Raw genomic sequence first — 15666 nt, forward strand, 5'->3', positions numbered from 1 at the left:
CTATTGAATATAATTGATAGTAATAAACTGAAGAGTATAATATGTCTTTTTACAAAAATCATAATTGATAAAACTTACTTAGTATTAAAGTTCAAACGAATACTTCCTCTGTGTAATCCTTCCGACCATTGAGCTTGGGATGAGGGGCCAACCAAGTCGGTCGAATTAACTTTGTTTCTTACGGCAGGGATAACTTCCAACATGGCAATACCACTCTGAGGGATTGTGTAAAGCAATGCATCACGTCCGTCACGAGGGGTATATATGCCCAGATATTTACTTCCCGAGACATTGCCGATATTAATTGTACCTTCGGTTGTTTTCAGTGAAAGCCATTTCCAGTTATTGAAGTATCCTTTGAACTCGGGATATATAAATGTTTCGCCGGGAATAGGGTCGTTGTAATCGTTTTCACAAATACCGAAGTTAGTACCTTGAATTCGGTTTTGCCAAACCCGATAAGGACCTTCGCCTAACCATCGTTTCGATACTACTTGATTTTCGGGATAATCGAACATAACCCCCATCAATTCAACAGTTCCATCATACTGATAAGCATAGTCGAGTTGTATATTACCATTCGATTGAATAGTCCATTTCGCCTGACGCATATTACCGAAATAATCGGCTGTAACAACTATACTGTCTGTATATGATTTGAAATTGAACGAAGTAAGTTTGCTTTCGCCCGAAATATCATCGTAAATACGCTCTTTGCTACGAGCTTCGTTGTCATCGTGGTTATAATATACATCCATTGAACGATCACCTCTGCGGGCAGCGATGAAACGAGGGCCTTTTTCGAAAGCGATACTCTTTCCGTTTTGTTGAACAGAACTAAGTAAACCTGTCGATTTATCGAAAGTAAGTGTTGTGTTACCTGCTGATGCTTGTAAGGTTTTATCGTTGTCTTGAGTAGTAAGTTTTCCACCTTTATAGGCAAAAGGATAATATTCCGAAGATTGTTTCCAATCCCAGTCCCAAGTCCATAACTCTTCATTGTCTTTTCCGTAAGCTGTAAGATATAATGCATCGGCACTTTTCCAATTCTGAGGGAGATTGATCTTTAATGTTCCAGCAGAATGCGGAGCAATATCTGTTCCATTAACTTCACCTTGATTCAATATTTTTTCTTCACCTTTGAGCGATTTTAAAACCCATTTGAATTTGCAATCTTTCAAATTAGTAAAGTCGTATCTGTTTTCGATATTGAATGTTCCGTCAAAGTTGTCGGGGAGCGATGTATTCATCACCTGCACAGGCGACCATATTTGTTTTACAGTATAGAAACTTCCTTCGCGTTCGTGATGGGGACCTACAATACCATCTGCACCGTAATTGCCTACATTGTCGATGCGTCCGTCCTGATCAGTACGCATAACACCTTCGTCTGCCAATACCCAAAGAAAACCTCCTGCACAACGAGGATGCTTGCGCATCATTTCCCAATAATCCCAAAGACCGGCTCCGTGACCGCCATCGTATAATCCATGTAAAAATTCGGTAGGCATAAATATTTCAGGCTTACGCATATATTCCTGACTTTCGCCATACGAACGATAGTGCATCGTTTCGAATCCTCCGAAGTTTTTCTGAGGGTGAAGTACAGGTCTTTTCTGAGGATCGAGTGGGGCAAATTCTTTATCTATTTCGAGATTATGACCACCTTCGTTTCCGTTTGACCACCATGTAACTGATGGATGATTAACGTCTCGTTTTACCATCTCGTGTACTAATTTAGCACCCACATTGCTGTCGTATTTACCGTGCCATCCGGCAAGTTCTACCATTACGCATAGACCTAGCTCATCACAGGCATCCAAGAACTCCGGATCGGAAGGATAATGAGATAGACGAACGGCATTCATGTTCATTTCTTTGATGAGTTTTACATCATCATAATTATCTTTTTTGCTGAGAGTACGTCCTGTTTCGGGGCGGAAACTGTGGCGATTTACACCCTTTATCATTACTCGTTGTCCGTTAACGTACAATCCGTCACTTGGCCGAACTTCGATAGTACGGAATCCGATTCGCTCTTTTACAACATGTTTTACTTTACCATTATCCGATAATGTAAATTGCACATAATAAAGATCAGGAGTTTCGGGACTCCATGTTTTTATATTGTTGAATTTGCCTGTAACAGTCACTTTGTCCGATCCGTTTTTTACAGGAGTTTCGATGCTCTGACCAAGTGGTTTTCCCTCTTTGTCTAATAGTTGAGCTGTAACTTTAGCGGTATTACTCATAGCTGCACCTAAGAAAATATCAGCATAGAAACTTCCGTCTGCTTTGGCGTCGATAGCTGTACGATCTATACTGAATGCTGGCAAAGCTTCTATAAACACCGGGCGGAATATCCCCCCGAAGTTCCAGTAATCGGCTCTGCGTTCAGCCATATTTACACTGGGATTCGACGATTCTTTACTGACAGTCATTTCCAACACATTTTCTTTATCGCCGAAGTTGATTCGGTCGCTTACATCACTTTTGAATCGGTAGAATGCACCTTGATGCAAGTAACCGCAACGGCGTCCGTTTATTTCGGCGGTAACATCTGTCATTACACCATCGAAAACGATGCGGACAGTTCTGCCTTCCCATTCTTTTGGTAATTTAAACTTATATTTGTATTTGCCTTGCTCTTTGGCTATGCCTGCCGGATCGGCTTTTCCATAAAAAGGCATACCGTACTGATATGTGCCGAATCCTTGCAGTTCCCAGCACGAAGGAACAGGTATAGTTGTCCACTTACCGCTGTTGCGTCCATCAGTGCAGTAAAATTCCCAATCGACGGTATCGTCCGATCCGGTACCCGATAAGTATTGGATGCCTGTTTCGGTTTCGCTCTGTTTTTTTGTTTGTGCAGTTAGGTTGAACGATAATATACAACTTAGTGCAATAGATATATATTTTGTAGTTTTCATCATTTATTTTCAGGTTTAATGCTAATATTCAGATTGTAAGTCCTTTTTTCGATGGCATATTTTTTCAATACACCGGGTCCGCAGCTGCTGTTACCCAATCCGAGCATAATAGCATCGAGTGATAGTACAGTTTCTTTACGAGGTTTCAGTAAATAGGCATGGCTTGCATTGTCGAAATCGCTAGCCGTGAAATGCAGTGCAGATGCTGACATCGAACCCGAAGTGCAGCTGATTTGTATTCCTTTGCCTTTTTTGTCGGTTAGTTTCAGCCATTCTACATTTTCTTTGTTGCCCGTATCCTGAGGTCGGGGGTAGGGAATATACTGATCGGTTACGGTACTGTGATACAAGCCAATCGGTGAACTTTCTTTACGGTCAGAATAATTTTCGTAAGGTCCGTGTCCATACCATTCGAATTGCTCCAAATTCTGATTCAAAGACATTACAATTCCTAAACGGGGCAATTCAGGTAATTGTCCTTTCGGTGTAAAACTGTTTTCAATATCAATATTTCCATTTCCGTTTATAGTCCAGATAGCAGTATGTTCGATATTTCCGTTTTTCGAAAAATTAGAAACTGTTGCTTTTATTCGGATAAAATCTTTGGTTTCTTCTATTATTTGGCAACTGATGATGTCTCTTTTCAGGCTATCCAAACCTTGTTGTTTCCAATCTTTAGCTAACCAGTTACCAAAACCTTTGTCATTATCCACAGGCGAACGATACCCTTGAAATATGGGCGACGAAACCAATATTTCTTCTCCACCATATCTGAGTGAAGATAGTGTCGCAACTTGCATATCGAATATTGCATCAAACCCTTGCCCGACAACTCGAATTTTGTTATCCTCTTTTGTTGTCGATTTCAAAGAGTTGTTCTTTAGAGGTTTATTATTATTTATACCCTCTTTAATTTTAAACTGTTCAAAACCTATTTCGTAGCCTTTATCAGCCCACAGCGTCTTTTCTTTTAATCGGAAACTAATTCGTAAGTAGACATCGTTTTCATTTGCTGTTGAATATTTTCCTATTTGCACAGATATGTTTTTACTTTTGCCGTATGGTATATCAAATATTGTATTACCCGATTTTAAAGTGTCACCATTAGCAATAACAGACCATTTTACGTCGTATTCGTTTAGATTGACAAAGTGATTACGATTAGTAACTTTCAGAATAATGTTACTGTCATTGATATTTTCCACCTCTACTTTTATGGGTTGATATACTTTCTTTACCTCAAAGTATTTAGGTGTAAGACCTCTATCTGCAAATACAATTCCATTGAAACAGAACGCATGAAGATTAGGTTTATCTCCGAAGTCTCCGCCATAAGCAAGAAACTCTTTTCCATCAGCATCTTTTTTGTATAAACCCTGATCTACCCAATCCCAGATAAATCCACCCAACATTCGTTTATTAGAATATATTTCGTCCCAATATTCTTTGAAATTTCCTAATGCATTACCCATCGAGTGCGCATACTCACTCGTCAATACAGGGCGATTGTCTACCGTATCTCGTGCAATACTAAGCAATCGTTCCCATCGGGCATTTTCGGCACGTTCTTTATCTTCACCCTCTGCAATATTCGGGTTGAGGTATTCGTCTTGTACGCGAGGGTAGAAACGGCTGATAACATCTACCGTTTTAGGGTCGGTTGGAGTATCTTGTGCACCTTCGTAATGAATCGGTCGGGTAGGGTCGAAGTCTTTCAACCAAGCGGATATCGATGCAAAGTTAGCTCCGTATCCGGCTTCATTCCCCATCGACCAGAATATGATAGATGCATGATTTTTATCCCTTTCAGCCATGCGAATGGCTCTATCCATAAAGGCTGCATTCCACATAGGGGCGCTGGCAAGTTTTCCTCTTAATCCGTGTTCCTCGATATCAGCTTCGTCCATCACATACAATCCGTACTGATCGCACAATTCGTACCAACGGGGATTATTCGGATAGTGTGATGTACGTACTGCATTTATATTGGCTCGCTTCATCAGTACAATGTCTTTTATCATATCTTCTTCAGATATGCTGCGACCGCTTCGGGGACTATGTTCGTGACGATTTACACCTCTCAATCGAATGGGATTACCATTGATCAATACTTGTCCGTCTTTTATCTCTATACTTCTGAATCCGATTTTACAACCGATAGTTTCTATCGTTTCATCCTTTTCGTTTTTCAGACTGATAATTAAGGTATATAGATTGGGTGTTTCGGCTGTCCACTTCAACGGGTTAGAAACTTTACTTTCGAGCCAAGCAAATTTGGCACGTCCCCGTTGAGGAGTACGATCGTTCAATACCCCTGCTTTATTATCAGCATTAAGTATCGGTAAAGCATCTTGTTGCAGGGCTCTGCCGAATACAGGTTGGTTATTAGCATCAAACAGCTCAGCCTCTACATTCCATCCTTCGAGTTTATTTCCTTTATACGATTTCAGTTCGGGTTTTATTTGCAGGCTTGCATCTTTATAATCTTTGTCGAGAATGGTTCTTACTGCAAAGTTCGATATACGCACATCGCTTGTCGAATATAAATATACATCGCGGTGTATACCACTGGTTCGCCACATATCCTGATCTTCGAGGTAGCTTCCATCGCTCCATCGGTATACTTCTACAGCTATCTGATTATTGCCTTTCTGAACATAATCCGTAATGTCAAATTCGGATGGAGACATGCTGCCTTGGCTGTATCCGGCTTTTTTACCATTCACCCAGATATAAAAAGCACTTTGCACCCCTTCGAAACGGACAAATACCTGACGGTTACTCCACGATTCGGGTAACCTGAATGTACGACGGTACGATCCCACAGGATTACGCTCTTTGTAAGTAGTGTAATCTTGTTTAGGTTCGCTTGTAACTCTAGGCGGATCTATTTTGAACGCATACCCCGAACTTACATAAATGGGTGTACCATAACCTTGCAGCTCCCAGTTAGACGGTACAGGTATTGTTTTCCATCCACTGTCATTAAAATCAGTTTTGAAAAAATCGGCAGGACGCTCTTCGGGTCGTGCAACCCAATGGAATTTCCAACTGCCATTGAGAGATTGGAAGTAGGGCGATTGGTTTATATCACCTGATAACGCTTGCTGTTCCGTTGCAAACGGAATAAAGTAAGCTCGTGCCGGTTCTCTGTTTATTTCCAAAACAGATAGATTCTCCCAATCGGGTTTATTTATTTGAGCAAATACAGTGTTGGCTAATACTGTTTGAAGTATCAGAAAACACAGGTATTTTGCATAATATCTTTTCATTATTTATCTTTCATTTATTGAACATCTAAAGCGTCAAAAGCTAATCCTTCGAGATTATCGCCGCTTATCACTACCTGGTAATGTCCGGCATTAATGTATTCGCCGGTAGTTGTACTTATCATTCTCCATTTTTCGGGAGCTGAGGGAAACTGTATTTCGCTTTCGCGCATCACTCTGTTGTCGGTCGATAGTACTTGAATTTTTGCAGTAATAGGTTTGCTGTTAGTATTCATATATTTAAAGCGAAGAGCGTAAACACCAGCAAGTCCGGGAGACATAGTCCACGATATGCTGTGAGTAGCTTTGCCGATAGCTTTTACTCCCTCTTTTTTACGGATAGTTACTTTTTCCCATTTACCTTTTGTTTCAGCACTTTCAGCTTCTAATGATATTTCGGGACGAAGATTTGGTTCGGCAGGCCATTCTATCTGAGGTACGGCAAATATGTATTCATTGTTAAGGTTTAATCTTTCTCCTGCTTTATGGCTTGTCTTAACAAAGCCTGTATCTACTTTCTGATAGATGTCTGCATTTTTGCTGATGGTAAAAGAAATAGGATTAGTATTGGTTTCTTTTTTAATCCATTCTGCTCCGTATAGTTGAGCCGGAAGAGATTTGAAATCATTACCTGTATCAGCCCAATGTTTGTGAGTTCCACCTGTTACATTCGAAATAAGGGATGGGGATGAAGCTTTACCTTTAATACTTCCATCGGTCGATGCTATAGCTATAGCCGAAACAATGGCTTGCCCTGTATTGATTCGAGGAAATGATATTTCGAGCATCCCGTTTTTAACGATGCCTTTAACGGTTTTCTTTAATACTTTGTCGTGACCTGCCTCTTTCCATATATCCAGATTTTTGATTACAGTATGGTTATTTACAGCAATATCGAAAGTTCGGAAACCTTCGCAATTCATGCTGCGATCTGTTCCCCACCAAGGTTCTATAAAATACATTTCAACAAGATATTCGCCATTCGGAAGAGGAAATTGATATTTCAGTTTCTCACGCCCGAAACGGAATGTTTGGAATAATTTCCAATCTTTAGTTCCATCAATAGGATCTTTCGTTCTGCGTTGAGATGCCAGAAAATCAGGCAGATTGCCGAAGTCATCAGTCCATGACAGAGAACCCCAATAATCGCCTTTTACTTTGTGTACATCCGCCAACCATAGATTATTGTTTTCGTCGGTGAAGTTATCTCCTCCGCAGTTTACCCGATAGATATAATTGTAGTTGGGTTGAGGCTTGGTTATATTTTGTACGTCTTTGTATAATTGCTCGAAGTTTGGCGATTTCGGCAGATTCTCCATTACGATATAATCTTCCGTAACAGCTTTTCCGTTTACATACCCTATGGCATAAAGCACATTGTAGCGGATATTTACATTATCCCATGTAAAATGTGTACCGATACCGTTTCGGGTGCGTTTGCCTAGAGATGGCGATTTCACATCGTTGAATAGTTCTACTTCATCACAATTCGAATATACTGTAATTCCGTTCTTGATGCCCGATTCCGTCCATCTGTCGTTCCATGTATGAGAAACGATATAAACCATAGGTGATTTTTCTTTCGGAACATAGTTCGAACGATACATGTAATATACATCCAAAGGTTCTTCCCAAGGGGTAACCAACCCTTTATAATTAAATGGTCCGATACGATCTATGTCTCTGAAAGCTTCGTCGTTTTGTATTCTGCCCGGATTATCGTGCGAACTGTATATCCATTGAAATTGGCCGCAAACGCTGTCGCGAACTTGTTCAGCCATACGAATTTTCATTTCCATAAGAGCAGTCATACGGTCTTCACTCCATTTCCCGTCCGGAATAAAACCACCTTCGGTATGCAGGCCTAAGCTTCGCCATGCACCGTATTCACCATTCAGTAGTTGGTCTTTTTTACTTAATTCTTTATCGTATTTATAAGGATCGCCGCTATATGTTCCCGACCAATTTTGTACCACATTCCAGTCTGTGCCATCACCTCCGTTACAGGTAGTTACAAGGCGTTGAGTAGGAGAAGTCGGATCCATTTCGCGAATGATGGCAGTACATTCTTCTGCAAAATCTTTAGGCAGTACACTCTCGTTCTGCAATCCCCAAAGCACAACAGCCGGAGAAGAACGTCTTTCTTTTACCCACTCACGCAGATTCTTTTTGAAGTTTTCTCTGAATTCGGGCGTGTCATACCATACATGAGCCGAAAGTTGAGTCCATAGAAGTGTGCCGTTTTTCTCCCACAAGTTTTGATACAATAAATTGTGAGGCTGATGTGCATCACGGAATGCATTGAATCCGGCAGCTTTCATCTGCTCTACACGAGATATAATTTGGTCGTCGCTAAAAGCATGACTATTACCAAGTATATGTTCGTACTCGCAGACTCCATTCAGGAACACAGGTTTTCCGTTCAGATAGAAACGGTTGTCTCCATCGTTGCGGTATATAGGCCACGATATCCAACGGAAGCCATAAGGAGTAGTCTCCTGATCGATAATCTTTCCGTTTTCTTTGATCATGGTTATCAGCTTGTAGAGATACGGATTTTCGGTATCCCAAAGTATCGGATTTACAATCTCAGTACTTATTTGTTTTATTGTTCGAGTTTCGTTTGGTTTGAGAATAATTGTATCTGTAACACGCTTGATCTGTATGTTTTCGGTATTGACCAGCTTTTGTATAATTTCAATTTTACGCTGATTAGTTGTATAGTTTTTTATCTCTGTATCGACATTTAATGCGAATGTTTTGTCTGTTGCTGTTATTTGTGGTTTATCGTTCCATGCATGAACACCAAACGGTTCTATCCGAACATCATTAGATACCACCAAAGTTACCGGACGAAATATTCCCATTGGTTGAGAACCTTCCGAGAATCCCCATTCCGAAGAGCAACCGCCACACACCCAAGGTAAGTCTGAAATCATCGGGGGATGATCTGCCTGTACAGCGAGTATATTCGGCTGATCGAAACGGATTGCATCCGTAACATCGAGAGTGAAAGTGGTACGTCCTCCTGCGTGACATCCTACTTTCTGATTGTTGAGGTATACAGTAGCATACGAACCTACACCTTCGAAAAACAAGAAATATCGTTTGCCTACGCCTTCATTTTTTGCATCAAATGTTTTTCTGTACCACGAATATCCGTGTAGGTTTCCATGTTTCAAACGACGTACCCCTTCGTACTGATCCCAATTGTGAGGAACATTCACTTTTGTCCATTTCGAATCGTCAAAATTGAGAGATTCAAAACCTGTCATTGCATTTTTGTCTGTTTCGTTTACGGTTGTCTTCCAACCATTATTTAAAGATGTTTCTTTTCTGAAAGTCTCTTTATCGGGTTTAGGAAAACGAACAAGACTTCGTCCCATATCTTTCGATGTCGCAACAGCTATACCTCGTTGGTCGTCGTTGTTTACCGCACAATAAAAATGATATACTACATCGTTCCATTTAACTACATACGATTTATGAGCAAACAGATTATCATACTTTTCGGAAGGAATAATAAGATCATTACCATCCCAATCTGTCCAATTGATCAAATCATAAGAACAAGCAAATGTATTGAAGGCTTTATAGGTGCGAGTTTTGTGAAATGCCCCGAAATAGAACATTACGTATAAATCGCCGATTTGCTGTATAACTCCATCACCTGTAATGCCTTGTTCGTGATTGACAATCGGATTGCCGTGATAGCGTTTCCAATGTACCATATCGTCCGATAGGGCAATACCGATTCTTTCTGCTTTAACGTTATTCGAGGGGTTAATTCCTCCTGCATTATAGAACATAACGAACGGGTGTCCTAAGCGTTTTGTTTTATCCCAGATAACGGATGATTTGTATTGTGTTATATTTTCCCACCATCCTTTGTTCGGGTCAAGAGGTGATAATCTCGGTTTTTCGAAACTTTTCCACTCATGAGCTTTTGTAATATCTCCATCGGTATAAGCCATTCCTTCTTCGAGGCGACCTTGTTCGTAACCTTTACCGATACCTCCGAAGTATGACATCCAATATTTATTGTCGAATTTTTCGACATTGTAGTTGCCTCCCCATTGATAATCGACAAGGGCTATGTATCCTGCCCTTTGGTTTTCATCCCAACGTCCACTTCCTTTTTCAGGAAAAGATAATATCCGTCCCAATGTTTTCCATTCGAGCAGATCGTTGCTTTCGGCAAGCCATGTTTCGTAGCCTCGACCGTCTTTACCTGTTTTTCCGTTATAAACAATATACGACATGTACCATTTTCCATCTTTTCGAAAAACGGTAGGGCAGTCGATTTTGTGCATATTATCCTCGGGAGCGATTACAAGCCCGTATTTATAAGGAGTTTTGACTTCCTCATATACTTTATTCATAACATCTTTAGCTACTGTTTTCTGAGCGAAAACAGCAACTAAAGAAATAAAGTACAGAAGTATGATTGAAGATATTTTTTTCATGAGATAAGTGTTAGGGTCTCAGACCTTAATAAAACAACCAGTCTATCTTGCTCGATTCGCCTTCGCCACCGAAACCGGCATTACGAGGGTTTATTTTCTGATTGGCATTTGTGAAACCGAGTATCAAGGCAGCTCCTTTGCCCAAAGACAATGTGTTGGTTCCCGCAGGGAATGTGTAGGTATGAATATTAACCGAAGCTCTGCCCGGAACATCTATAGCATTAGCAATCTTAACATCGCCTTGACCGAACTCGTTTGCACTGGCATCGGTTTCGAGAGTAGGTGCTTTGGCATATTCTTTACGTTCGGTATTGAAGTAGCCGACTATAACATTTACCGCTTCTTTTGATGTAAAGGTTAAAGAAGTTCCGTTTTTGGCTTGTTCATCAAGGCTTAATCGGATAGGTTTCAGTTGTTTCAACTCTTCGGCAAAATCGCCGAATACATAAGGTTGATCAGAGAATACTTTATCTCCTTTTTTAATTGGATAGGTCGAAACATTGCCGGATATCGTTACTTGTGCCGGAGTTAGAATATCTATCTTAGTGTTTTGTCCTCCATGTTTTTTAATAAACTCTATATTCTTTTCGAAGTTTGCTAATTCAGCCTCGAAAGCAGGAAGCAGTTCAGCCCATGTTTTATTCTTAGCATCATCGCCTCCGATAGGAATACGACGTTGAGCCGTTTGCATACTATTAGCATACAAGTAAGTATCTTTGGTTAAGTCAACCAGTTTACGATAATGTTCAAGGCTTGTTTTGATATGGGGAATAGCTTTTTCCAAATCAGCAATATCTTGCGAATGGGTATAACGAAGTATTTGCATTGATGCTTCTACTTTAGCAGCAAAGAAATCGGCAAATTCGCGATAGCAGTACATATCATTTTTCAGACGGTTGAACTCGTCTTTATTCTTAGTTACTTTTGATGCTGCTTTGTCTATTGCTTCTACAGCAGCCTTGCCATGTGCAACCGCTTCTGAAATCAACTGAGGAGGTGTTTCTCCGATGTGAGGTTGTTTACTCCACTCTTTGTTTATATATTCGATAAGCATTTCACCTTCAGGTCCGCATGATTCGTGAAATCCCGGATATACTTTCCATTTTGCCGGATTTACTAATTGACTAAGGAACATTCCTAATAAAAATGTCTGTCTGTTGCCTTCTGTAATACCGAATTTACGGGTTAGTTTCGGGGATATTTCTCCGGCTTGTTCGTAAGCATCCAAAATGTATTTTCCGGCATCACCGCATCCGTACATATCGCCAAGCTGATTTGTCCAGTATTTGATTTCGCTGCCTCTGTTTAACGATTCGTTCCAAGCATATCTGGCCCATGCTTTGTACCAAATCCAGTCGCGATCCATTTCTAATAAACGAGGATCGCTTTTGTCAGCCGTATAAGGCCAATCCCAATAAGATGCTTGAGGGTATAAATGCAGGGCATTAGCTCCGTGTATGTTATGCATTGCTTGCACGCATTTTTGAATAAAGTCAGGAGATCCGAATCTGAATGGTTCAAGATTAGCTAAGATATGTACATTCGAAATATGTATTGATCCGAGGCTGCTCAAGTCGGTATGAATTTTAGACCACGATCCTCTCGGTTGATATGTTGTTAGCGATTCGCCATTGTATTTGTGCATGGTATACAGATTATGATATATGGGCAAAGCTGCATCCATAACCATTTTAGCATCTGTATCGTGAGCACGAACAACGATAGGAGGTTCTTCGGTACGCCCCAAAGCTTTAAGTCCGTCTTGTACTCCGGGGATAATTGTTTTAGTGAACCAGTTTACATCATCTTCATACGTATCCATTGCTTCACCCAAACATACTAATAATCCTACATTTGGATATTTTTCGATAAATGCCGCAACAGATTTTCTGGTATAGTCAGAAAGTAGAGGTGTGATAGGGCGACTGCGATCTTGAGTCTTTATATTGTAATGCTCGGCGAAAGGTTTAGACACTATAATATTGTAGAACATCTGAATAACCCAAATGCCTCGTTTTTCGGCTTCAGTAGTCAAGAAGGCATACATTTCTTCGTTCTTCTTAAAAGTTTCTTCGTCTACTTCTACAGCAAAAGGATAATCGTTTAACTTAACTAATGAAGCAAAAGGATGACCGTTCCATAAATACAGCGAGTTGTACTTATTTTCAGCCATCATATCCAAATACTTTATCCATAGATCTTTGTCGTAAAACCAAGGGAATGTTTCTTCAGTATATGGATATTCATATACGGTACGTTCCGGCAGATAGTATGGTTTTTGCACCCCGATACAAGTCCCGCGCAAAACCATGAGAGGCTTTTCGGTGGTATTGATATCCAAGGGAAGTTTTTTATTATCTTTTATTGCACTTATAATATCCATACATCCATATAATGCTCCGGATGCATCATTTCCAATAATCGATATTTTTTTGTCTTTGCTCGAAATGGTGTATCCTTCTTTAGCTAGAGAATCGGTTTTATTTTCCGAAACAGATATTAAGATTCCTGTATGTTCGTCAGCCGAAGTATTAATTTTTACGTCATACTTAGCCGCTTCTAAAGCCGCTTTTAATTTATCTACTCCGTACGTTATTCGTGTCGAAGGGTCTTTTTCTACTATAATCGTTACTTTCTCCTGTGCACACGAGAGAAATAAGATTGAACATAAAACTGTAAATAGTAATCTGATATTCATAATTCTATAATGTTTACAAAGTCAATAAAAGGTCTGAGACCCGAATTAAGTAACAGGAAGTATTTAATGTCGCATTTTAAAGTTATAACTATCAATTGCTGTTATACTTGGATAGACAATAAATAGGTCTGAGACCTTAAAATTTTCCTGTGATCTTATAATCACCTTTATTAGCTAAAATTTTGATTCGGTATTTATTTTTCGAAATATTTTCGATGGTTCCTTGATTACTTTTTGGTTTGGATGTGCTTTCGAAGGACAAGTAGCCTTCACCTTCGCTTGCTGATACTGTGATGTTTTTTCTATCCATACGCACTTTAATATCTCCGTTAGGAGTCGGTACGGAACCTTCCATCCATTGCAAATCACCCAATACAGGAGTGATGGCAAATTCTTTGTAACCTTCTTTTAGAGGTTTTACCCCTATATAGTATTTGCCAAGCAGATAAATAGGGCTTGCCCCCCATGCATGACAAAGGCTTTTGCCGAAAGGACGTCCGTACATGGCTAAATGTTGAGTACCGGTTTCATTCGGATTGTATTTTTCCCAGAAAGAAGTTGCTCCCATATTGAGCATACCGCCCCAATAGTCGCGCATTTCTTTCAGTACAAAGTTTTGCTCGCCAAGCTTACATAAAGCCTCTAATTCGTAGAAGCGCATATAAGGAGTTGTTATCTTCAATGCATCAGGATTGAGTAATACACTGTGTTTTACTTGTTCGGTTTTTTCGGTATCGAGATAACCTAAAAGAACAGCAAACATATTGGTGTAAGGAGTAACTTGTTTGCTTTGAACACCATTTTCGCGATTGTGGACAAATGCTTGCTGACTGTCAGACCAGAACGCCGAGAATAGTTTTGATTTAATTTCTGATGCCAATCCTGCATATTTTCTTTTGCCTTCGTCATCTTTCATTATTTCTGCACATATTGACATTGTTTCCAAACTCCGACAGAAAAGTAATTGCTCGAAGCTAAGTTCTCCGCTCTTGCTCATTTTGAAGTCTGCCCAGTCGAGAAATACCCAATCACCCGAAAGACCTTCCATCAATCCATTTTTATTTCTCCGTGAAAGACAGAAGTCCATCAGGCTTTGCATACGGGGATAGAATTGTTTAACAAATTCTTCATCACCTGTATATTGTAAATAGTCATAGATTCCCATAAACCAGTAAAATGTATAATCCATAATGGTATTTATATGGCTGGTCACAGGATCTTTACCCCTAAGATTAAGCATAGTTCGTGTTACAGAAGGAGAGTCAAAAAACAGGTAGTAATTCATCAGATAGCTTTGATAAGCATCGCCACTCCAGACCCAGCGATCGCGTTTAATACCATCGATGAAAAATTCGCGAGAGGTGAGATGCATCGTATATGCAGATATATCCCATATTTGATTAATCAGATTATCGTTGCATTTAAATGATCCTCTATATTCGAGAGGCAGATACTCATATAGCATAGATACAGTATCGAACTCTACATTTTCATCTTTTTCGATATAGACATAGCGGAATGCTTTAGAATTGGGAGCCGTAAAGTCTTTTGCTTCGGGATTCTTTATCTCAAAAAAATCGAGAGTTTCGCAGGTTTCTTTAGCTAAGGCTTCTTCGGGTGATTCGCCATAATAGATATTCATTTTTCCTACTCCTTTCAGATTTTTGAATTGAATAAAACCGAATGTTTCTTTTCCAAAGTCAACAAGTAGTCCATTTTCTTTAAGTTCTGTTTTAACAGCATCCAAGGGTGTTGTTTGTAATTTGAATTTAGAAGGAGGTGTATCCTTTTTGTCGAAGTTCCACGATCCGGCATTGAGGTATACTGTACCTGACGATGTATCGGATGCTTTACCCGATTCGTCAATCCATTCTTTGTCTTCGAATGTTACCTGCCATGTATTATCCGAACCGAATGTTTCGCCTTGTACATATACCGATGGCACATTCGCCTGATTATGTACTTTTATATTCAGACTGTGTTTTCCTTCTGGAATAGTAATATTAGATGGATTGCCTGTCAATAATTTCCCATCTAGTTTTACATTATATTGACCTTCTACTGCAATGGTTACCTTCTCAGTCTTTGCTAAATCTAGTTTCTTAGAAAATTCGACCAATACATAATGGCTGTCCATTTTCCAAAAAGGAGGAAAAAATGCCCCTCGTTCGGTACGTCTGTTTTGCATATCGTTGCCCACCCATATTTCAAAATCGCCCGGATAGTATATCCATGTGGCTTTTTGAGCAAAGATGCCGGATAGAGATACACAAAGCATAATTAATATTAGTTTATATTTCATG

At 39.8% G+C, this 15666-nt stretch carries 5 protein-coding genes; all 5 read right to left on the reverse strand.

The features are described 5' to 3' along the window. Positions 1 to 74: 74 nt before the first annotated feature. The 5 genes from AABJ51_RS16465 to AABJ51_RS16485 all read right to left on the reverse strand — a co-directional run bounded on the left by AABJ51_RS16465 (position 75) and on the right by AABJ51_RS16485 (position 15665). Positions 75 to 2933 carry a glycoside hydrolase family 2 TIM barrel-domain containing protein gene (locus AABJ51_RS16465; protein WP_338373428.1) on the reverse strand — a complete coding sequence of 953 codons (2859 nt, stop codon included), beginning with the start codon at positions 2931 to 2933 and terminating at the stop codon, positions 75 to 77. Then, the gene (gene lacZ / locus AABJ51_RS16470) at positions 2930 to 6202 is read right to left on the reverse strand and encodes a beta-galactosidase, LacZ type (RefSeq protein WP_338373429.1); all 3273 of its coding nucleotides are present in this window, start codon (positions 6200 to 6202) and stop codon (positions 2930 to 2932) included. The genes AABJ51_RS16465 and lacZ overlap by 4 nt, the downstream gene beginning before the upstream one ends. A 14-nt stretch (positions 6203 to 6216) precedes the next feature. Continuing rightward, entirely contained in the window at positions 6217 to 10665 is a 4449-nt protein-coding gene (locus AABJ51_RS16475) for a beta-d-glucuronidase/beta-L-arabinofuranosidase (RefSeq protein WP_338373430.1), read from the reverse strand. A gap of 25 nt (positions 10666 to 10690) precedes the next feature. After that, positions 10691 to 13366 (reverse strand): alpha-d-galacturonidase, encoded by a 2676-nt coding sequence (locus AABJ51_RS16480; RefSeq protein ID WP_434781404.1) that lies wholly within the window; start codon positions 13364 to 13366, stop codon positions 10691 to 10693. Positions 13367 to 13499: 133 nt separating this feature from the next. Continuing rightward, positions 13500 to 15665, reverse strand: a complete 2166-nt coding sequence (locus AABJ51_RS16485) for an alpha-L-rhamnosidase-related protein (protein ID WP_338373432.1) — start codon at positions 15663 to 15665, stop codon at positions 13500 to 13502. Position 15666 lies beyond the last annotated feature (1 nt).

The sequence above is a fragment of the Indolivaga capnocytophagoides genome, from assembly GCF_036511535.1.
Classification (GTDB): Bacteria; Bacteroidota; Bacteroidia; order Bacteroidales; family Dysgonomonadaceae; genus Dysgonomonas_A; species Dysgonomonas_A capnocytophagoides.